The organism is Methanosarcina sp. UBA5, assembly GCF_002505485.1.
In the GTDB taxonomy this organism is placed as follows: Archaea; Halobacteriota; Methanosarcinia; order Methanosarcinales; family Methanosarcinaceae; genus Methanosarcina.
The window spans coordinates 1-20529 of record NZ_DAVG01000024.1 but is presented as its reverse complement, the minus strand read 5'-3'; the positions used below and the strand labels follow the sequence as shown (position 1 = coordinate 20529).

Sequence of the window (20529 nt, the reverse complement as noted above, 5' to 3'; positions counted from 1 at the left end):
CCTAAAAAATACAAATAAATAAGCCCTGAGCGAATTGAAAATCAGTATTTTTGTCTCTAAATTAGCCTTTTTGGCTTAGCTAAATATCTTCATTATAATTCGGCCCTCTTGAGCGGAGCGAAAAGGGCTCCGTCCTCCCAAGACGGGACTCAGGTGCCGAAATGGGACTCGGAGCAGAAAGACTAATAAAGGAGTAAAAATTCAAATTGATACAAAACCCCATTAAACAAAAATCATAAAAGGTAATAATATGGTTTCAAAGGACCTTCCTTTCACGAAAGAGGAAATTTTGAAAATAATAAAAAAGTATCCCACCCCGTTTCATATCTACGATGAGAAAGCCATTCTAGAAAATGCGGAGAAAATGAAAGCAGCCTTCAGAGAAGTTCCAGGCTTTAAAGAATTTTTTGCGGTAAAAGCCCTCCCAAATCCCTTCATTCTTAAAATCCTTAAAAACGAAGGCTTCGGTGCGGATTGTAGCTCTTTGCCGGAGTTAATTCTTGCTGAAAAAGCGGGAATTACTGGAGAAAATATAATGTTTAGCTCAAACGATACCCCTTCTGAAGAGTTCCTGAAGGCAAAAGAGCTTGGAGCATATATAAACCTTGATGACATAAGCCATATTGAGTACCTTGAAAAGTATGCCGGACTTCCGGGAATTGTCTGCTTCAGGTATAATCCTGGCCCCCTTAAAGGAGGAAATGCTATCATAGGAAAGCCGGAAGAGGCAAAGTACGGCTTTACGAGAGACCAGCTTTTTGAAGGCTACCGTATACTCAGGGACAAGGGAATAAAACGTTTCGGAATGCATACAATGGTGGCCTCGAATGAATTAAATCCTGATTACTTTGTGGAAACCGCAAGAATCCTCTTCGAACTTATAGTTGAAATCTCAAAGGAACTCAACATAAGGTTCGAGTTTGTGAACCTCGGCGGAGGCATAGGCATCCCCTACAGGCCTGAAGAGGAACCTGTCTCCTTCGAAGCTGTGGCAAAAGGTACCAAAGAGGCTTACGAAGCCACAATCACGGCTAACGGGCTTTATCCGCTCAAAGTCTTCCTGGAATGCGGCCGTGCAATCACAGGCCCCTATGGCTACCTGATTACTCAAGTTCGGCATCTCAAACACACCTACAAAGACTATGTTGGGATGGACTCCTGTATGGCTAACCTGATGCGGCCGGGTATTTATGGAGCTTATCACCATATAACCGTGCTTGGAAAGGAAAATGAGGCTCCTGTCCACAAGTATGACGTAACTGGCTCCCTCTGCGAGAATAATGACAAGTTCGCAATCGACAGGCTACTTCCTAAAATTGAAATCGGAGATATCCTTGCAATCCACGATACTGGGGCTCACGGACACTCCATGGGTTTCAATTATAACGGAAAACTCCGTTCTGCCGAACTTCTTCTCAGAAAGGACGGAAGCGTTGTGCAGATTAGGAGAGCCGAAACTATTGAGGATTACTTTGCAACTCTGGATTTTGAAGCCCTCAAAGATTTCAAGTAAGAAAATTCTTCAGCAAAAACTGCAAAGATATCAAAAAGAAAATTTACTAAAAAACTAAAGATAGGTGAATAGCAGAGAATTTCATTGCGAGATCTTACTGCTACACCTAAACTACTTTTCTTTTACACGAAATGTATTCAGGACTTATGCGCTTGAAGTCCGAAATCAAGCTTACTCAAGAGAGTGAAAATATAAGACAGAAACATCACACATCAGAGAAGTCATCTTCATACTGTCTGCACTCCTGCGCACCTATCATTCCACAATTTAAAAGACTCAGTGATTCAAATATGCCTTCACCTACACTTATTCCTTTTAGAGCGCATTTTTTCATCAAACGGTCGTAAAGGACTTCATTTTCGTTTTTAATAAAGTCGCACATTTCCGAAATGAATTCATCTGTTATAAGTGGTTCTTCTTTGCTTACCCAATTATCAATTGATTCGATCAAATATTGACGCATAGACTTGCTTTTTCCAATATCCATAAGATTCATAAAAGCACATTCATCTATGCTTAGAACCCACTTACCAAGTTTATACTTAAAAATATCTCCACTATCGTCTTCCAAACATACCCCTCCACAATAATTAAATTCTCATAATAATTAGAGGATTCATGCTATTTAACTCATTATAGGGCATAAACTGCCTAGGTATTTAATTACACACAATGGCATGCTGTGATTAAAATTCATGTTTTGTACAGTTAAAGGTTTATATCATGTTTTTCAGTTCAACTTCGTAGGTCCTAGATTATAAAGACGAAAAAATAGCCTTCGTTCCTTAACTTTTCTAGTGGACTTCCGATCAAAGAAGGTATTCTTTCCCGTAACAACTGGACCAGCAGAGACTATATTACGGGTTTTGCTTTCCGCAAAATTATTTAGATACTGAGGACAATATATTAATGATAGAATATGACTCCAGAAGAAGCTGCGAAAAGAAAACAAGAATGGGTTTCAAAGATGAAGCGCGAAGGCAAAATGAAAGAGGATATGACCGAAGACCACAAAGCCTGCCTTAATGCCCTTCAGAACCCTGTCCGGAGAAACATCCTTAAAGCTTTGGTAGAACATAAAAAGTCGCTGGAAGAAATTAAAACCGAACTCAAGCTCACGGATTCCCAGGCGAGTTACAACCTCAATATGCTGGAAAGTACCCTCTGTATTGAAAAAGAGGAAAGTGAAGGAGTTATATATTATGTCCTGACTCCGAGAGGAGAAGGTTATATGGAAAATGTGGAGTTGAAAAAGTAAAGGTACTTTATTTATATTATTAAGATGCGATATGTAAGAAACATGTTATTTTTATTGCCGTTTCTGTAAACCTGTATATAAAGAAGGGCTAATGAAAAAAACGATATATTCAGGCGTGTTTTACTGAGAATTTTCGATCTCTTGGATGATCGCTTTTACATCGATATTATTATCGTTTGAAAAGTTAATACGCATAATACCAGGATAATATAAATCCATGCTATTAATATTTGTCCATATCAAACGATCAATGATTTCATCTGTTAAGAATTCTATATTTTCCCCTAGAGCAATTGATGTTTTGTATCTTACTTCCCCATCATCCAGATCAAACTCAAAGTTTCCAATCGGCATGTCATAATTCACACGGGTACAAAACTCAGCAACAGCCACCCGCTTATCTTCATAGATAGTTGAATCTAAATAAGAATAGACACGTATAATAAAATTATCTTCATAAATAGAAATATAAGTTGGATATACAGCATTTTTACACCGTACTCTTGCATTCAAGAAGTACTCGCCTTGCTGGAAACTCCACTGATTATCGGATAAATACTTTATAACTCTCTGCATAATCGGGTCTGTTATTTCAGGTGCATTATCACCTTTGAAGAGGTTTACAATTTTCTGCGTAATTGGCCTGCCAACTTCTTGCATAAATGAACAATGTACTTTTTAGATATTTAGATTTTTGTATAGTACCCACAAAAAAATGTATAGCCAAGATGATAACAGTTTTAAACATTTTGGATAGGCTCTTAGATTCAGTATTTAAGATTCCGCAAATATATTCGCAGATAAATTTCGCAAATAAGTTCAGTAAACAAGTTTAGGAAAAAGTTTAGTAAATTAATTTCGAAGACATATCCTTTTGATTCCGAAATCTTTTAATTTATCTACTTAAAAGAGAAGGGGAGATTTAGAACTAGTGTCATGACACTGGTTCTAAATCTCCCGGACTTTAAATATCGACCAGCTTAAAGAGTCTTAAATATCTTCATATTTTTTCAGGATATCCTCAAAGGAATTTGCGACAGTTTCAAGCTTTTCTCTCCCAAGCCCGAAAGTACTGAGTTTGAAATATTTAGTGAGCCCGGATTTTATGCCGTGAATATTGCGTGCTTTGAGCTCCTTGTAGAGGAAGTATCTTCCGTTCTTGACCTTCTCGGAAATCTCATAAAAACGAGGAGCTTCGAAGAACATAAGGTCATGAGAATGGGGTTTTTGCCCGCGCTGGATAAAGCCCATTTCCTCAAGCCTTGCCGAGAACCAGCGGGCGTTTTCAACCTCCGGATCCCAGTTCTGAACACGCTTTACTACATCCGGGAAAGATGCAATAAGGGTCATAACCGTAGCGCCCCTTGCGGTGCATCCCAGAAGCTCAACTTCTTTTACCTTGCTGTGCTTGGATTTCCTGAATACGGTAGGAGCGTACTCTTCACTTACTCCGAGTACTCCAACAGGTCCTGATGCAGCCATCGATTTATGCCCGCTGCCTACAATAAAGTCGGCACCGATTTCTTTTGCGGATACCGGCATTCTTCCGACGGCATATGCGCCATTCAGAAGAAGAGGGACATCGTATTCATGGCAGATCGAGGCTATCTTTCCTGCATCTGGCAAGTTTCCATAGCTTCCGTCCGGATAAGTTACAAGTGCAAGAGCAGGTGGTTTTCCACTTTCCTTTGTGACTTCTTCGATTGCCGTAGCATACCCTTCAGGGTCAAGGTAATAATCTGGACTGCCTGAATGCGGTACGGTTTTGATATTCAAACCAGCTCTTTCGGCTGCAACATATGAAGAGTAATGGGCAAGTCCATCGAGCACAATCCAGTCACCCGGCTTTCCAATAGAGTGCATGACAGCAAACTTGGACTCCCGTGCCCCATTCGTAACCCTTGCCTCATCACAGCCAAGAAACTCGGGAAGAGCCTTATGTACAAAATCATAAATTGGAGGCTTTTTTATCTGATCCAGAACCCCTCCGCAGAAATCACATACAGAGTACCCGTCTCCCCACTCTATAAGAGCCTGTTTTGCAGCCTCGGTCAAACGCCCGCCTGTCTGAAGAGGGTCGATATTTATACTGCCAAGGGTTTCTCTCTTTATAAAACCGAACTTCTGAAGGGATGAGTCGTCAAGCTTCATTTTCTTTCATACCTCAATTTATCTTTCATATCTCAATATTAGTTACAGGTTAGCTTATGATTTTTAGTTACAGGTTAGTTTATGATTTTTAAGTTGCAGATGCAGGACATAATTTTGAACTAAAAAGAATCGAAGTTACTCAATCCAGTTTAATGCTTTTACCCTACTTTCGCGTTTAAGATTTCTTGTTTACTCTGGATACGCATAGATTCATAAAAAAGTATTCCAAAAATCTTTGAGATTTGAAGATAGCAACGGCTCCTTAATAAATATCAAGAGCCCCCTGCTGGAAAGATACCGGATTTGCCGGAAAAAGAAAGCAAAACGCCTTTAAAAAGACGTTATGCGACCATTTTTCAGATATTCAGGCGTTTACTGCCTTGCTAAAGACATCAGTAAATTCGTCGCACTGAGCAATTATTTTTGAGGCAGCGTCCTTTAAGACCTCAATAGGGTTCGTACCATCGGTTTTGATGTAAAGGATAGGGTCACTGATACTTACGTATTTCATATCATAGAAAGCGATCTCAACCCTTTCGTCTCTAATCAGAAGATCCTTGAGCATATTTAGAAGGGTATGTGTCTCGCCTTTGAGCTTGACTTCAAGCTCATTGTCTGTTTTGGAAAGAATGTTCAGCTCCATTGGTGACCACCTGTAAATAGTGAGTAATATAATTTATCGATAATTCACTGTGCAGAAACCCATACCTGTAGGAGAAAGAAATTACTTTACCCCTTTCCCGTACTCGGTAGAGATTTTGCGAGTTTCGGTCATATTGCAGACAGGGCATTTAAGCTTTTTCCCTTCGAGCACAAGTTCTCCTTTGCAATTCGAGCAGTAGGCTTTTACAACTCCAAGGGAATCTTCGGCTGTTGTCAGGCGTATTCTCTCAGTGTCAAGAACCCTGGCCCTGATTACATCAAAGGGTCTGAACTCGTCTGAAAGTCTCTTAACGTAAGAGTCTCGCACATTTGACACGTGGACATCTCCCGAACGCACATTGACAATTTCCCTGTCTTCTTTGCCTTCAATTCCTGCAACTTCCACTATTGCCCCAGATTCACGCACGTCAGTTATCTTTCCATAGACAATATCCCCTACTTTAAGAATATTCGGAGTGAGCGTGCGTGGCCTGACCGAGACTACTCTTGCTTTCCTGTCAATAATTACGTTTCCAGTAGCTGTAGAGTAAATATCTCCGGCAGACACGGTTGTTCCTTCCCCGGACCTGAACTCCTCAGTCGTTCCAACAAGTTCTCCAGGAAGAACAAAACCTCCTTTTTCAAGATCTTCTTCCGGTGTCTTAGCTTCGTAGGGAGTTCTGGATTCAGGCATACCCACTCTTCCCCTGGAACCTTTTTTCGGGTAAGAGAACCTTCTTTTCTTGCCCTGGTCTCCCTTTAACTTGTCTTTGGACTGGTCTCTGGACTGACCTTTAAACTGATCTCTGGGATGCCCCCTGAAGTGATCTCTTGATTGGCTCTTATATTGATCTCTGGACTGCTCCCTAGATTGACTTTTAACATGCTCCCTGGGATGGGTCTTAAACTGATCTCTCGATTGGCCTTTGAATTGGTCCCTGCTTTCGGAAGCGATTTGAGTTACGTTTTCGGCAACCGGCTTTCCTTCGCTCGGGCCAGTCAATTTCTTTCTCGTAGTTTTACTTTTTCGAATTCTAATCATGATCCCTCATTTGGACTATCGTTAGTAGTCGATATAAATCGTAATCACAGTAACTATCAATAATATGGAATGCTGGTAGCCATTCAACTGGATACTGGCACATTCAATTGACAGATAATCAACCTCAATAGAGGAGAGATTATAACGCTCGTATTTATCTGCCACTTTTGCCCCTATTGACGCACCGTATATTTTGGTAATACACAGGCATACTTATTATAAGCAGTGTTATAGTTCGCCTTTTGAGGTAAAGCCCTATCACTATAAAATCTGATAAATCTGATGCCTTAAACGGTACTTGCATCGGGATTATCCGGAAACCTTAATCCTGTAGATCTCGACTTCAATAACCTCTCGTTCTTTTTTATGGAAATCGAAGGTTCGTTTTATAGGGAACTTCGCAACGTAGGAGTGTGTAATGACTGCAGGCTTAATGAACTTTTGGATAAAAGCAAGGCTTCCGCGGTTGTGAATTGAATATATTACTTCACTTGTTCTTAATGCTAACGAAAGAAAAGGTCGGTCTCTGCCTTTTACTCTTGCCCCAAAAGGAGGGTTCATAACCGTGGTTTTTACGTGTCCTGTAATATCGGCAATGTCCGATAATACGAACTCGACTTCTACTCCAAGTTTTCGGGCATTTTCTTTTGCGATCTCAAGTGCTTTTGAATCCGTATCATACCCCATAACCTTTCTGGCTCCCAGAAGCTTCGCCCCAATTGCAAGGATTCCTGTGCCGCAGCCCAGGTCCTGTACCGAGTCATCAAGATCTCCCTGCATATAAGCAAAGTGAAGAATTTCCGCAGCTAGAAGAGGTGGAGTCTGGTACTGCTCCAGCTCAAGTTCAGGATTGGAAAAATTTTCCAATTCTTCAAGAAGCATCTCAAGTTTTCTCTGTTTCATTTCATCGACTTAAATTTTCTATTTATATATTTTTATTCTTTATATTATATATTTTAACTTATTATACAGACATTAACTTATTACTTGGACTTTAGCTTGTTATCCAGACTTTTATTATCCAGACTTTCCCAACAATAATAAATTATACAGGCTCCTCGGTAATTTCATCGAGCACCAGTTTTTCCCAGTCCCTTTCTCCAAGCACGATCTCAAATTCCTGGGGTGTAAGCATCGGGGAGGGAAAACGCCCAACCTCATCGATTGCAAGCCTCGGGCAGGCAGTATTAACGAAAGCATCTACTTTGAACTGAAGAAGCTGATCCGGAGTGACAAGATCAATCAGAATAAGATGCGCCTCTTTTCCGTGCTTTCTCGCAAGCGCTTTCAAAGAGAAAGCCAACCCCATTCTTTCCTGTCCGTTTTTGCTTGAGACTATTATCCCGAAAACCTCCGCATCCAGGGACTTTGCAATCACCGCGCTCCGCTGGCGAAGAATTCTTGAAGGATCTACTTCGCGAATCTCCCCGGAAAAAGGATCAGCTGCAAGAACCCGCTTTTTTGTGGAAAGAGACACACCTAAAGGATGGAAATCTCCGCTTCCGATATACAGGTATTCGTCACATACCTCGTTCCTTGCTACCGAAAAATTGCAGCCGAGTACTTGGCCCGGATATGCAAGCCTGGAGTCACCATGCCCTATTACACAGGTCTTTCCATTTGCCTCCAAGACAACGCAGGCCTCAGGGAGCTTATGGACGTGCTGGACAGTAGTAATCAGCCCTATAACCTGTCCCTTAAGTTCAGGGATAGCCTTTTCAACGACCGGCCGGATATCAACTGCAGAACGCGTTTCTATGAAATAGACCTTTTCGGAAAGTTTTGTATCCTCCAGTTCGGCATGCCCAAAGTGGAAAAGAATATCAACCTGCTCGAGCAAGGTTTTATCCAGGTCGCACGCACCAAAGCAGGGGTCTCCGGAGATGATAATCTCAGCCCCGGTAGCTTCTTCAACTTTTTTTGCGAGCTCTGGACCTTTCCTTTTAAGTCCCTCAGGAAATTGGAAACCTATGGATTTTGCGCCCAGTTTATTTATCACACTGATAATATATTCAGGCCTTAAGTCAAACGCGTCACTCGTTCCCAAAGACATTCTTGATCTCCACGCCTTTCTCGCTCACGTCGATTGTAACGAGAATTTTGGGCTCAACTCCATGCTCTTTTAATTGTAAACAGCCAGTCCCACGGCCGATAACGGAAATTACATCCAGAATTTCTACACCCATAGTTTTCAGGGCTTTTACGAGTGCTATCAGCGTTCCGCCAGTACTGATCACATCGTCCACGATAATAACTCTGTCCCCTTTCTTGAGCCCGTTTATGTAGAGAGCTCCTTTCGAATACCCTGTACTCTGAGACAGTTCTACTTCTCCGTCAAGGAAATAAGGACGCTTTCGAACAATGGTCAGAGGAATTCCCGTTTTCAGAGAGAGAGCATTTGCTACAGGAATGCCCATGGCCTCGATGGTAAGAATAGTGTCAACTTTTTTAATATCAGTAATCTGGAGAATATATTCGGCGATCTCTTCAACCATATGGGGATCTATGGATGGTACACCATCAGAGATTGGATGGATAAAGTAATTGTATTCTCCTCGTTTGATCACAGGAGAATTAATGAGTGAGGTTTTCAGTTTTTCAAGCATGGTACTAACTCTTTGTTGGCTGTTGCGATATTTCCTGTAAGTAAGGAATTATATTATTAATAAGGAGTCCTGTTCTGATAATAAAGACTCATGTGTTATAAATAAGGAATTCCGTTTAGGTAATAAAGAATTCTATAACCCTATCCTGTAATCCAGATGCATGTAACAGTTACAAGGCCGAAGATCTGAATATTCCAGAAAAAGAGTAGACAAATTTCAGGAAAATGTCGGAAAAACAAAAGAATAGAAAAGGAAGAGAAAAAGGAAAGTATGAGAATTACTGAAATCCTCAAAATACAAATAATTGAACTTTTTGTGTGGGTTTAGATCAATTAGTCGAGTTGCCTGTTCCATGAGCTCCATTTTTTGAGGGATCAGTATTCTCTGTCGGATCAAGCAGCCCGAGAACCACATAAGGATTGTTATCTGCCTGCTTCATTTCGTTCAGGGTGGCTTCATCAATATCCATCACTGAAATTACCGAGACAAGTCCCTCTGTATTCCAGTTTTCCCTGTCCATAAGCCAGAGATCAGCTAAATATTTCGAGACCCATCCTGGATCATCGTCTTTTGCGCCACATTTCGCATTGACAACATCAAAGTCAAACCCGAGTACTACTGCCTTCATAGTTCCGGCGTTTTTATCCGTGACCACGAAAATACCTGCAGGAGAACCTCCAAGAGCTTCTTTTTCGTCATCTGTCAATGAAGATACCCGGATCCCTCCTGTGCCCGGAGTCACATCCCAGCGCTTTACGAAAACATCGTCTTTGCACCAGTTAGGGCAGGAGAAAACCGTATAACCCACGCCTTCTTTAAGCGGGTAATTTTCTTCCATCCAGTTTGCAAGCACGTAACCACTGGAAACCCCTGGGCAGAAATGATTGTGCAGTTCCAGGCATTGCATAAGTTCATAATCGAGCTTCCCAGTAGCCCAGCCGTTCGAAGTCGTAAGAATAGCAAACTCGCGCCCGTCAAATACCGTTTTATTTACCTTTTCACTCCACATAGCTCTTGATTTCGGGGTTTTCGAAAGTGTACCAAAGTTTATGTTTTCTGTTACCTTGTAGCTAATTTTACTTTCGTTTTCATAGGAAACCTCGATATAAGTACAATTTCCGCTGCATTTATCGAAGAATGCAAACCAGAGGGGGCTGTTCCTTGAGTTCTGAACAGTAAGGAGATTTTTTGTGTACAGAAGGTCCCTATCATAAAATTCTGAGTAGAAATCGTCCAGGAAAACATAAGATCCTGCAGGAGAGCCTATATCTGTAATAATAAGTGTGTGTTCTGGCCCGACAACTCCAAGATCTGCTTCGGCTGCAGCAAAGACCTGACCCATCAAACTCGAGTTATAACTTTCATCTGCCATCCCTGGAACAGACCCCAGAGAAAAAACGAGGGCTGCCAAGAAAATGAGATATATGAATTTAGCTGGTATTCTCTTTATATTCATCACACCTTCTCCTATCATGCTTTTTTCTCCATATTAATTAAACCGATATCTTCGTATTCTGGCCATAAAAATAATACTCGCCAGAAAATGTTATTTAATAAATAAAATAAAATCTTAGTATAGTATTTTTTAGTGTTAATAATAAGAATAAAAGTATCACATATAACTTTCGAATTCCATTAACGCTGAAAATAGATTAAGAAATATATAAAAAAGGAAATATGAAGCAAGAAATAAGCAGGATAGAGCAGTATAAAGAAATTTAAAAAAAAGAGTAAAGAGAATAAAAACAAGAAAATAGTAAAAAGAAAAATTAGTAAAAATTAATAGTGTTTAGTAAGATTATTTAGTAAAAATAAAAAATAGTGAAAAACTAATGAATGTGTTAAAATAGGAAAAATTAAGGACAGACAATAGTATCAAACAACCCTACTACTAACTCTGCCAGCTCCTTGCTTTTTTCAGTTGAAGTCATCAAGGTGTCGGCACGGGTAGCACGGCATCCAAGCCTTTCAAACGCGAATTCGTCTGCCTGATCCCGTTCATCGAAAACAAAGACGTCCAGGAAATCCTGGTAATATTCCGCAACTCCCATTGAAGAGACCTCAAGCCCGCAGGCCTGCATGAGTTTCCCGGCAGGTCCGCTTACAGGAGCATTGCCAATTATTGGGCTGACTGCCACAACTTTTTTCTTTTGAAGCAGATCTTTCATGCCTGGAAGGGAAATAATAGGTCCTATACTCGTGATCGGATTACTTGGCCCTATCAGGACGTTGTCGTCATTTTCCAAGGCTTCGAGTACCTTTGGAGAGATTGAAGCTTCGGAAACTCCGGTTATATCAACACCCAGAACTTCGGGTTCTCCACGTTTCCCGATCCAGAAATCCTGAAAATGGATAGTTGCTTCAGGAGTTTCTATATAAGTGGAAACAGGATCATCAGACATGGGCAAAATCGTTGCATCAATTCCAAAAATGGACGCAAGTTCTAAAGTCGCGTCTGTAAGGGAGATTCCACTCCGGATAAAATTCGAGCGAATTATATGGGTTGCTCTGTCACAGTCCCCAAGTTTCATGCTTTCGGTGATGCCCAGTTTCTGCATACGCTCATAAGTCAGAAAGGTGTCTTCTTTTATGCCCCACCATCTTTTTCGGTCGATCTGGTCTGAGAATAGATAGAGTACTGTATCCAGGTCAGGACAAATCAGATTTCCCGAAACCCATAGGTCTTCGGCAGTGTTTACAACAACGGTCAGTTCCTCCGCGGGGAGGATTTCCTTGAGTCCATCAAGGAGCTTTGGAGTTCCGGTGCCGCCTGAAAATATAATCATGATAATACCTTATTCGGCTTTCTTTTAAACTTTCGGGTAGTAGGCATTCTGCAAAATGTACAGTATCAGAGTAGTAGTAACAGCAATATATAATGAAATCTGTTTAAAGAATAATGAAGGTTGTCCTTGATTCTGTACATGGCTACATCGAGCTGGATGATTTAGCTCAGGACCTTCTTTCTACTCCCCAGATGCAACGCCTCAGGAGGGTAAAGCAGCTCGGATTTTCGAACCTTGTCTACCCAGGAGCAAATCATTCGCGTTTTGAACACTCTCTTGGAACAATGCATCTTGCCTCCACGCTAAGCAGGAGTCTCGACTCGATTGAAGAGGACAGGAAAACCGAAATAAAAGCTGCTGCTCTTCTGCACGATGTAGGTCATGGACCTTTTTCTCATGTTACCGAAAACGTTATTGACAAATACACGCGGTGCAGGCATGACGATGTAAAGGAAATCCTGGGAAAAGGAGAAATCATAGAAGTCCTGAGCAAATATGGACTTTCTCCCGGAAATCTCGTAAAACATATAAAAGGAGAAACTTCTCTGGGGCAGATCCTCAGCAGCGAGATTGATGTGGACCGAATGGACTATCTTGTTCGGGACGCTCATTATACAGGTGTGGCCTTTGGGGTCGTGGATTATAATCGCCTTATAAAGAAGATGAATTTTTATGAGGATAGGCTCGTTGTAGATTATGGTGGATTAAAAGCTGCCGAATCTCTTCTGGTTTCACGTTTCTGGATGAACACATCGGTTTACTATCATCATGTAACCAGGATCTCGGAAGCTATGTGTTCCAGAGCAGTGGAGTATATGATTGAAAATAACGAGCTCGATCCGTTTAGGCTCAGGTATATGGACGATATAGATCTTGTTGCATCCATGCGAAAAGCAGCCGGATATGCAGGAGAACTTTCACGCTTGCTGGATGCACGTAAACTCTATAAACGGGCCTTATATGTAGGCCTTGCAGACGTAGGAAAAGCTGTACTCAGGCACCGCGACCGAATCCGAAGGGTAGAAAAAGAAATTGCGGAGCAAGCTGGGGTTGACCCAGAATATGTACTTGTGGACATTCCTAAGACGCCTGAAATGTTGGAAATGCAGGCCATGATAAAAACTGACCACAAAATGATCCCTCTTAACGAGGCTTCCCATTTCGTATCCATTTTGCAGGAAGCCCATATGGATAACTGGAGAATGGGAGTATATAGCCCGAAAGAGCACTGTGAAGTCGTTGGAAAGGCCGCTAGAGACTATTTTGACGTTAAAAAACCCATAAAACAGTTTAAACTGAGTGATCTCTGAAGTTGAATTGAATAACAAAAATTAGAAATAAGAAAATTTTAAAAAGGAAATTAAAAATTCAAAAAAGGGAATCAAAAAAAGAAAAATAAGACGGAAGTTTAAAAAAACTTAAAGGGAAAAACAGGATTTTTTTGGATTTTCAAGGCCGAGGTAGGAACTTGTTTCAGATAAAACGGAAAGTGGGGAAAGTTGAAATTGTACTTGATGCGAAAAAGGTAGGAGAGGATTACCTGTTGACTCTTACAGGCGGAGAGGAACATGTGGGAGCTGTTGCCGTAGGGCTTTTTGATGAGAAAAGCCAGAGAGCAAGTTCGTCAGTGATAACAATGCTCGGACACCGTGAGGAATATCTTGCCCTGGATGGGGCAAGGCAGGTGAGCAGGGCCACAAGGAAGACCTCGGTACTTGTTGTTGGAATACACCAGGATAATATCAGCCCTGAAGAAATAAGGGATATAGTCTCAGCCGCAGGGGAAATGGTTGAAAGCTTCATTGCCTTTTACGAAAAAGGAGACGAACTGAAAGGGCAAGATAAAGATTTGAAATAATGCATAGAGAATAATAATAGCGGCCTAGAGAGAATAATAGGGGTAACGGCATAAAGACTAATAATGGAAATAACCGCATAGAGATGAGTAATGAAGTACCAGCAGGAACATTAACGGCAGGATAAAATGGAGATAACGGTAGGAATCAGCGGAGCCTCAGGGGTCCAGTATGGAATTCGCCTTCTTGAAGTACTGGCGGAAAAAGGAATTAAAACCCACCTGGTTTTGACAGATGCCGCAAGCCAGATAATAAAGATTGAGACTGATTATACTCCCGAATCAGTGGAGAAGCTTGCAACCTGGAGCTATGCCCAGAAAGATTTTTCAGCACCAATAGCCAGTGGCTCTTACAGAACAGAAGGAATGGTTATCGCTCCTTGCAGCATGAAAACCCTTGCAGCCGTGGCAAATGGGGTATCCGATACCCTTCTTACAAGAGCCGCAGATGTCTGCCTTAAAGAGGAGAGAAAACTTATCCTGATGACCCGGGAAACTCCACTTAACCTGATACACATCGAAAACATGCTTAAGGCTAAAAGAGCAGGGGCAAGCATCCTTCCAGCCTGCCCGGGTTTTTATTCGCGGCCCAGAAACCTTGAAGATCTGATAGATACGATGGTGGGAAGGGCACTGGACCTGCTAGGAATAGAAAACGAAATCTATCACCGCTGGAAGTAAAGAGAACAACTTCAGGGAAAAATCTGAAATTCTGGAAATCTCAGGCAGAAAGAATTTTAATTTTTTAAAAAGATTTTTTTAAAGAATGCATGACATGCACATGTTCTAACGAAAGCTATATAAAGGATAATCTCATTTGAGAGGACGTACCCCTTGGGATAGTAGGGTAGCTTGGTCCATCCTCGAGCGTTTGGGACGCTTGGACCGCGGTTCAAATCCGCGCTATCCCATTTACATATTTTTTCTGATGCTCCTTTTTTAGAACTTTCATTTTTGAAATTTATGTTTTTCCGATTTCCTTCTCTCCCGTACTACTTTTACGTAATGGATATGAGTAATTGATCAAATTCCGTAAAAGAGGAAATCTACTTTTTGGGCAAATTTAAGTATAATTGTTCTCCTTACAATTTTCGGGAACTTAATTTACAATTTGGTTTTTTAATTTATTTGCGCGGAGTTGAAATTCTAAAGGCATTCTTTTTATTTTTTGTGTCTAAAGACACTGCAGTTTCTACACGGGTTCACTTTATTCACGCCAGATCCCTATTAAAGTTATATCAATTAGAAAATTTTTATAAAAAGATATAATAAAATGGAAAGGTTTAAAGATTAGTGGGGAATCCTACCTATTTATTTTATTTGCCTTAAAATAAAAATAGAGAAACACAGTTTAACAGGCGTTCTCAAAACTGTATTTAATTTTATAATTGGAATAAAAGGCAGTGCCGAGAATTTGATTTAAATTAAATGTCAAATGTTAAAGAAAAATGGTCTTTTCTTGGAAGAGCAAAATGATCTGACTCTCAGAGTTCTATCAAAAATAAGAATACTTATTAAAAGGAGGGTATATAAGTGAAAATTAATCCAAAATTAGTTTATCTGTCAATCGTTTTTACTTTCCTAATAGTTATGGCATCAAATGTAGCAGCAGCTGGCACCTTAGAAGCTGGAAAGTTAACAAAGGTGGCATCCAATGTTGCATCTGATTCAAATCCCGTCTGGTCTCCAAATGGGAAAGAAATCCTTTTCGCAAAGGGTGCAGGGAATTATGGGGCAAATTTATACAAAGTATTTTCAGATGGTTCAGGAGAAAAGAAATTAGCATCCGATACATACGGCGGCTATACATGGTCTCCAGATGGGAGCAAGATTTCGTACTATCAATTTACAGATGAAGTTGGATCGTATGACCTATCGCTGATGAACGCAGATGGAACTAAAAAAACTCAGTTATTAAATCCAGTCAGTAATTTGTTTTTCTATATATACAGTTGGTTCCCTTCAAGTTCAAAAATAGCCTATGTCAGTGGCGTTGATAATATCGGTTCGCTTTATGAAATTAATTCAGACGGCTCAAACAACCATGAAATTGGTGTTAATGTTAATGGCGCAATTGCCGTGTCACCTGATGCGTCAAAGATATTATGTACGAACTGGGACTGGGAGTATCCACAGGAAATATACGTCCAAAGTTTGAATCAAAATAGTGGTTATTATCTAACCAATGGGAGCATATTCCCACAAACCCAATCCTGGCAACCAGAAGTATGGTCCCCGAATGGTAAAAAAATCGTGTACTATTCCGATGAAAATGGAAACTCAGACATTTATACCATAAAAACCGATGGAACCGGAAAAACTCAACTCACATCAGATTCGGCAAATGATGAAAATCCCATTTTTTCACCCGATGGTAAAAAAATTGTATATCTGTCTGACAAAAGTGGAAATGAAGATATATGGGTCATGGATACAGATGGGAAAAACAAAGTGCAGTTAACAACAGATTCAGCAACGGATTCATACCCAGAGTGGAGTCCTGATGGCAAAAAAATTGCTTTTTACTCTGAGAGGGGAGGAGATCTTGGTATATACACTCTTACTTTAGAAGACGGAAACAAACCCATTGCTGATTTCTCTGCATCCCCAACGTCAGGAAATGCGCCATTGAAAGTCAAGTTCATGGATAAAAGCTCAAAATCCCCGACTAACTGGAAATGGAACTTTGGAGATGGAAAAACTTCAACAGTTAAGAATCCTGTATATACATATAACAAAGCAGGAAAATATACCGTCAGCTTAACAGTAAAGAATGCGGCTGGAACAAGTACGAAAACAATAAAGAATTACATAACTGTAAATGCCGCCCCCACAAAACCTGTTGCTGCGTTTTCAGCGTCTCCAAGATCAGGAAAAACCCCATTGAAGGTGCAGTTTACTGACAAAAGTACAGGCTCGCCTACTTCATGGAAATGGAGTTTCGGAGATGGAACATATTCAACATCTAAGAGTCCAGCGCACACATACAGCAAAGCAGGAAAATATACTGTAAGCTTAACGGTAAAGAATACAAAAGGAAGCAACACTAAAACTATGGCCGGATATATTACAGTTTCCAAAAAATGAATACTTTCTATTGAGAAAACGATAGAAGGTCAAGGCTAAAGGGTGTGGGGAAATTATTTTTAAGATATGACAAAACAGCCACGTTGCCCTTATTTTGCCAGATTTGAAAGTTATCTTTATTGCGGTTTTCAATAACTGACTTTAAGGGCCCATTTTTTATATATTTCTTTTTTGAAGACTCCAGCAAAAAGAAGGAAATTTACAAGAAGTTGGTGTAATATTACTTTTTAAAACAAAAATCAGCTTCATATCTCTATGACAAACTAAGATTATAATTATTCCTTATATCTAAACATATAAGACATAATTATAGAAACATACATTATAACGAGTATAATACAGATTAAATAATTTAGCTATGAATATAAATATATTACAGAAAAATATATATATTAAATTACACATAAGATATTTTGAGAATGTATATTTTGTAGCGTTATATCTGGTGCTACATAAATGGCACATATGGGCAAAAGGGGGATGAATAATTCATACTCAGGTAAAGAAACTGGCCGCTCTGAAATGGTTACCAACATAAGGTACATACAGAGTTTTCAACATCTAGCTTAGAGGAAATGCTGTTTCTAAGTAACATTTTTGATATTTATTGCAATTGAAGATATATGAAAAATCTTGTTGTTCAGTGGACTTTAGCCTGGCAAACAACCTGGAAATACAGCAGGTTCTCTTGGTTATTTTTATGAACCTAAGATAAGGGAAGTAGGTAATCCTTCGCTGGCAGGACAGAATTCTCCGGCTGGGGTTTATGAAAATAAGAAGATCTGTACTTGTGAAAGTGAGGGAATATCGTGAAAATTGATCCAAGAGTAGTATATCTGTCAATAATTCTTAATATCCTAGTGATTATGACATCAAACGTAGCAGTAGCTGATGACCTGGAAGCTGAGAAATTAACAAAGGTGGCATCCAATGTTGCGTCTAATTCAAATCCGGTTTGGTCTCCAGACGGGAAAGAAATTCTTTTCTCACGGGGAAATGGGCTGTATAAGGTGTTTTCTGATGGCACAGGGGAAAAGAGGCTCACCTCTATAAATGGATATAATAATGGAGATAATTTTACATCCAGCTACGCATGGTCTCCCGATGGAAGCAAAATTTCATACATTGAAAATCGATACGATGACGATGCTGGACCCACTAGTGATTTATGGATAATGAATGCAAATGGGACAGGAAAAAACCAGTTGCTTGATACTATTTGGTACAGATATTATTATATATACACCTGGTTTCCTACAGGTTCAAAAATACTCTACGCTGAGGTTTATGAAGAGATCGGGGGCTCTTATTGGGAAATGGACTCAGACGGGTCCGATAAACACAATCTCGGAAATGTGGGCATTGCTAACGGCATCGCCCTGTCGCCCGATGCATCAAAAATAGTAATCTGTGCGCACGGACCGGCTGACATTGACTATTATATTGACATTGGAAAGATAGGTAAAGATTTAACCAGTTTTCGGCCTGGATTAATTGTCCATCAAACTCAATCCAAGCAGTCACAGATATGGTCTCCGGATGGTTCAAAAATAGTATACTATGCCGGGAAAAATGAATCATATTATGAAGATGAAAACTCGGAAATATATACTATAAAAGCTGACGGCACCGGTAAAACTCAACTTACCTCAGATTCGGCAAGTGATAATTCTCCTATGTTTTCACCTGATGGAAGTAGAATCGTATTTGTATCGGATAAGACTGGCAGTAAAGATATATGGGTTATGAATGCCAACGGAAAAAATAAAGTGCAGTTAACATCTGATTCAGCATCGGATTCATTTCCAGTGTGGAGTCCAGATGGCAAAAAGATTGCTTTCTGGTCTGATAGAGGAGGAAAAAATAGTATATATGTTCTGACGTTAGAAAATGAAAAAACACCTGTTGCTGCTTTCTCTGCATCCCCAACTTCAGGAATTATGCCGCTGAAAGTCAGTTTTACGGACAAAAGCACAGGAGCACCCACATCATGGAAATGGAGTTTTGGAGACGGAACATATTCAACCCAGAAGAATCCTGCACACACATACAGTAAAGCAGGAAATTATACTGTCAGTTTAAAAGTAACAAACGCTGCCGGGACAAACACGAAAACAATAAAGAACTATATAACTGTAAAAACAGCTCCACAAAAACCAATTGCTGCCTTTTCGGCAGCTCCCACCTCAGGAAAATCCCCACTGAAGGTACAGTTTACTGACAAAAGTACAGGCTCACCAACTTTATGGAAATGGAGTTTTGGAGATGGAACATATTCAACCCAGAAGAATCCTGCACACACATATAGCAAGGCAGGAAAATACACTGTCAGCTTAACAGTAAAGAATACAAGAGGAAGCAACACCAAAACAATTTCTGGATATATCATAGTCTCGAAAAGCAAGTAAAGAACTTAGCTTGGAAAGAACGGCTATTAAACTTTGAGTGATTAGACTTTAATGGATAATAAAGTTCAAATAATAAAAGTATGAATGGTTGGAGTATAACAGCTAAAGTAGAAGTCTTGGGAAGAAAGTTATACAAAATGAGAAAGTATTTCATATTCACTCAATTAAGAGTAAATATCTTCCTTATTACATTTCTTTTTACTAACAGGTAAAAATTCGTTTTTTCGATTTATCTAGCCAAATAGTTCCAAATAAAACCCAACTCCAAATCAAAATCGTGGACTTGACAAGGTAGAGGTATTTTTTAGACGGAAATTTGTACTGGCTCGACAGTCCGATATTTAACTTAAAAAACGGCTTTGTTGGTATTTTTGGGCCGCTATTCCAGAATTTGACTTTTCTGATCTTTTATATTGAAAGGTACTTTTTGTAAAATTTAATACAACTAAATATATATAAATCGTCTTTTTTTGAGCATATCTAGATATTAAATTAAATATTAGTCATTTCAAACTCAGAAGTATTTTATATTTGGACACCTATCTCTATAGGGGTTCTATATTCTGTAATAAAGTTGAGCTCCTGCGCATTAGAAATAAAAACATAGTCACTAAAAATTAGTTATTGTAATATTCTTGGACGCAGGGTCTGAAAACACAAATGATTTTGTTACAGAAAGTCATTCCCCTGACTGATAAAGAATAATTTTGAAAAGGAGTGTGAATAGGTGGAAAAAGAAATCCGGAAGCCTTCAAAAAAAGCGGTTTCTGAACTATTATGTGTTATCTGCACATCATTGTTATTTTTATCTTTGTTTTCATTCACCGCTCTGGCTGAAGATACAAACTTGGCTCCCAGTATAAACTCAAATGATAAGATTTCAGCGAGTTTGTCTTCTAAACTTGGAGACGCTTCAGAGACTGAACTAGTTCCAGTAATTGTAATGTTACCAAATCAGAAGCTCGGATTTAAAACTGCTGCTGAGAAATCTAAAGTCGAGGACAGTCAAAAAGATATTGTAAAGTATCTAGAGAATGAGAAATCAAAAAACAATGTAAAGGATATAAAACGCCTACACATTGTTAATGCTGTAGCAGCCAAGGTAACCCCTGCAGTTATAGCTTCTCTTGCCAACAGAAATGACGTTTCGAGTGTTGAGCTTGATCAAGTTGTCAAGATAG

At 39.8% G+C, this 20529-nt stretch carries 19 protein-coding genes and 1 tRNA gene; 9 read left to right on the top strand and 11 right to left on the bottom strand.

Features of this window, described 5'->3' with window-relative positions:
* Positions 1-250: 250 nt before the first annotated feature.
* Entirely contained in the window at positions 251-1513 is a 1263-nt protein-coding gene (locus BP621_RS02310; protein WP_292387749.1) for a diaminopimelate decarboxylase, read from the top strand.
* A gap of 205 nt (positions 1514-1718) precedes the next feature.
* Here BP621_RS02310 and BP621_RS02305 read toward each other — a convergent pair whose 3' ends face one another.
* Positions 1719-2084 carry a hypothetical protein gene (locus BP621_RS02305; protein WP_292387748.1) on the bottom strand — a complete coding sequence of 122 codons (366 nt, stop codon included), beginning with the start codon at positions 2082-2084 and terminating at the stop codon, positions 1719-1721.
* A gap of 348 nt (positions 2085-2432) precedes the next feature.
* Here BP621_RS02305 and BP621_RS02300 point away from each other — a divergent pair, with 348 nt between their 5' ends.
* Complete coding sequence (locus BP621_RS02300) at positions 2433-2771, top strand: winged helix-turn-helix domain-containing protein (protein ID WP_292387747.1); 339 nt, start codon at positions 2433-2435, stop codon at positions 2769-2771.
* A 120-nt stretch (positions 2772-2891) separates the two neighbouring features.
* Here the strand turns inward: BP621_RS02300 and BP621_RS02295 are convergent, their stop codons facing one another.
* From BP621_RS02295 to cofD, 10 genes are all read right to left on the bottom strand, one after another.
* Complete coding sequence (locus tag BP621_RS02295) at positions 2892-3431, bottom strand: YbjN domain-containing protein (protein WP_292387746.1); 540 nt, start codon at positions 3429-3431, stop codon at positions 2892-2894.
* A 330-nt stretch (positions 3432-3761) separates the two neighbouring features.
* Complete coding sequence (pscS, locus tag BP621_RS02290) at positions 3762-4922, bottom strand: O-phospho-L-seryl-tRNA:Cys-tRNA synthase (protein WP_292387745.1); 1161 nt, start codon at positions 4920-4922, stop codon at positions 3762-3764.
* Positions 4923-5286: 364 nt separating this feature from the next.
* On the bottom strand, positions 5287-5565 hold the full coding sequence (locus BP621_RS02285) for a DNA-directed RNA polymerase subunit L (RefSeq protein ID WP_292387744.1): 279 nt from the start codon (positions 5563-5565) through the stop codon (positions 5287-5289).
* Positions 5566-5646: 81 nt separating this feature from the next.
* Positions 5647-6606: an exosome complex RNA-binding protein Csl4 gene (locus tag BP621_RS02280; protein ID WP_292387743.1), complete on the bottom strand. Its 960-nt coding sequence runs from the start codon at positions 6604-6606 to the stop codon at positions 5647-5649.
* Between the two features lie 21 nt (positions 6607-6627).
* A complete protein-coding gene (locus tag BP621_RS02275; RefSeq protein WP_292387742.1) occupies positions 6628-6771 on the bottom strand; it encodes a hypothetical protein in 144 nt (47 codons plus the stop codon).
* 144 nt (positions 6772-6915) lie between these two features.
* Complete coding sequence (locus tag BP621_RS02270) at positions 6916-7509, bottom strand: METTL5 family protein (RefSeq protein ID WP_292387741.1); 594 nt, start codon at positions 7507-7509, stop codon at positions 6916-6918.
* A 142-nt stretch (positions 7510-7651) separates the two neighbouring features.
* Entirely contained in the window at positions 7652-8659 is a 1008-nt protein-coding gene (gene dph2 / locus BP621_RS02265; RefSeq protein ID WP_292387740.1) for a diphthamide biosynthesis enzyme Dph2, read from the bottom strand.
* Entirely contained in the window at positions 8640-9212 is a 573-nt protein-coding gene (gene hpt / locus BP621_RS02260) for a hypoxanthine/guanine phosphoribosyltransferase (RefSeq protein WP_292387739.1), read from the bottom strand. The genes dph2 and hpt overlap by 20 nt, the downstream gene beginning before the upstream one ends.
* A gap of 328 nt (positions 9213-9540) precedes the next feature.
* Complete coding sequence (locus BP621_RS02255; protein ID WP_292387738.1) at positions 9541-10686, bottom strand: FmdE family protein; 1146 nt, start codon at positions 10684-10686, stop codon at positions 9541-9543.
* A gap of 382 nt (positions 10687-11068) precedes the next feature.
* Positions 11069-11998 (bottom strand): 2-phospho-L-lactate transferase, encoded by a 930-nt coding sequence (gene cofD / locus BP621_RS02250; RefSeq protein ID WP_292387737.1) that lies wholly within the window; start codon positions 11996-11998, stop codon positions 11069-11071.
* Between the two features lie 113 nt (positions 11999-12111).
* Here cofD and BP621_RS02245 point away from each other — a divergent pair, with 113 nt between their 5' ends.
* From BP621_RS02245 to BP621_RS02215, 7 genes are all read left to right on the top strand, one after another.
* Positions 12112-13308 carry an HD domain-containing protein gene (locus BP621_RS02245; RefSeq protein ID WP_292387736.1) on the top strand — a complete coding sequence of 399 codons (1197 nt, stop codon included), beginning with the start codon at positions 12112-12114 and terminating at the stop codon, positions 13306-13308.
* Between the two features lie 158 nt (positions 13309-13466).
* Positions 13467-13856, top strand: coding sequence for a hypothetical protein (locus BP621_RS02240; protein ID WP_292387735.1), 390 nt, complete (start codon positions 13467-13469; stop codon positions 13854-13856).
* 126 nt (positions 13857-13982) lie between these two features.
* On the top strand, positions 13983-14534 hold the full coding sequence (locus BP621_RS02235; RefSeq protein WP_292387734.1) for a UbiX family flavin prenyltransferase: 552 nt from the start codon (positions 13983-13985) through the stop codon (positions 14532-14534).
* A gap of 155 nt (positions 14535-14689) precedes the next feature.
* Positions 14690-14764: transfer RNA gene (locus BP621_RS02230), tRNA-Pro, on the top strand.
* Between the two features lie 622 nt (positions 14765-15386).
* Positions 15387-16940, top strand: a complete 1554-nt coding sequence (locus BP621_RS02225) for a PKD domain-containing protein (protein WP_292387733.1) — start codon at positions 15387-15389, stop codon at positions 16938-16940.
* A gap of 809 nt (positions 16941-17749) precedes the next feature.
* Positions 17750-19348 carry a PKD domain-containing protein gene (locus BP621_RS02220; RefSeq protein WP_292387732.1) on the top strand — a complete coding sequence of 533 codons (1599 nt, stop codon included), beginning with the start codon at positions 17750-17752 and terminating at the stop codon, positions 19346-19348.
* A gap of 727 nt (positions 19349-20075) precedes the next feature.
* Positions 20076-20529 (top strand): protease inhibitor I9 family protein (locus tag BP621_RS02215; protein ID WP_292387731.1); only part of this gene is annotated, 454 nt, incomplete at its 3' end.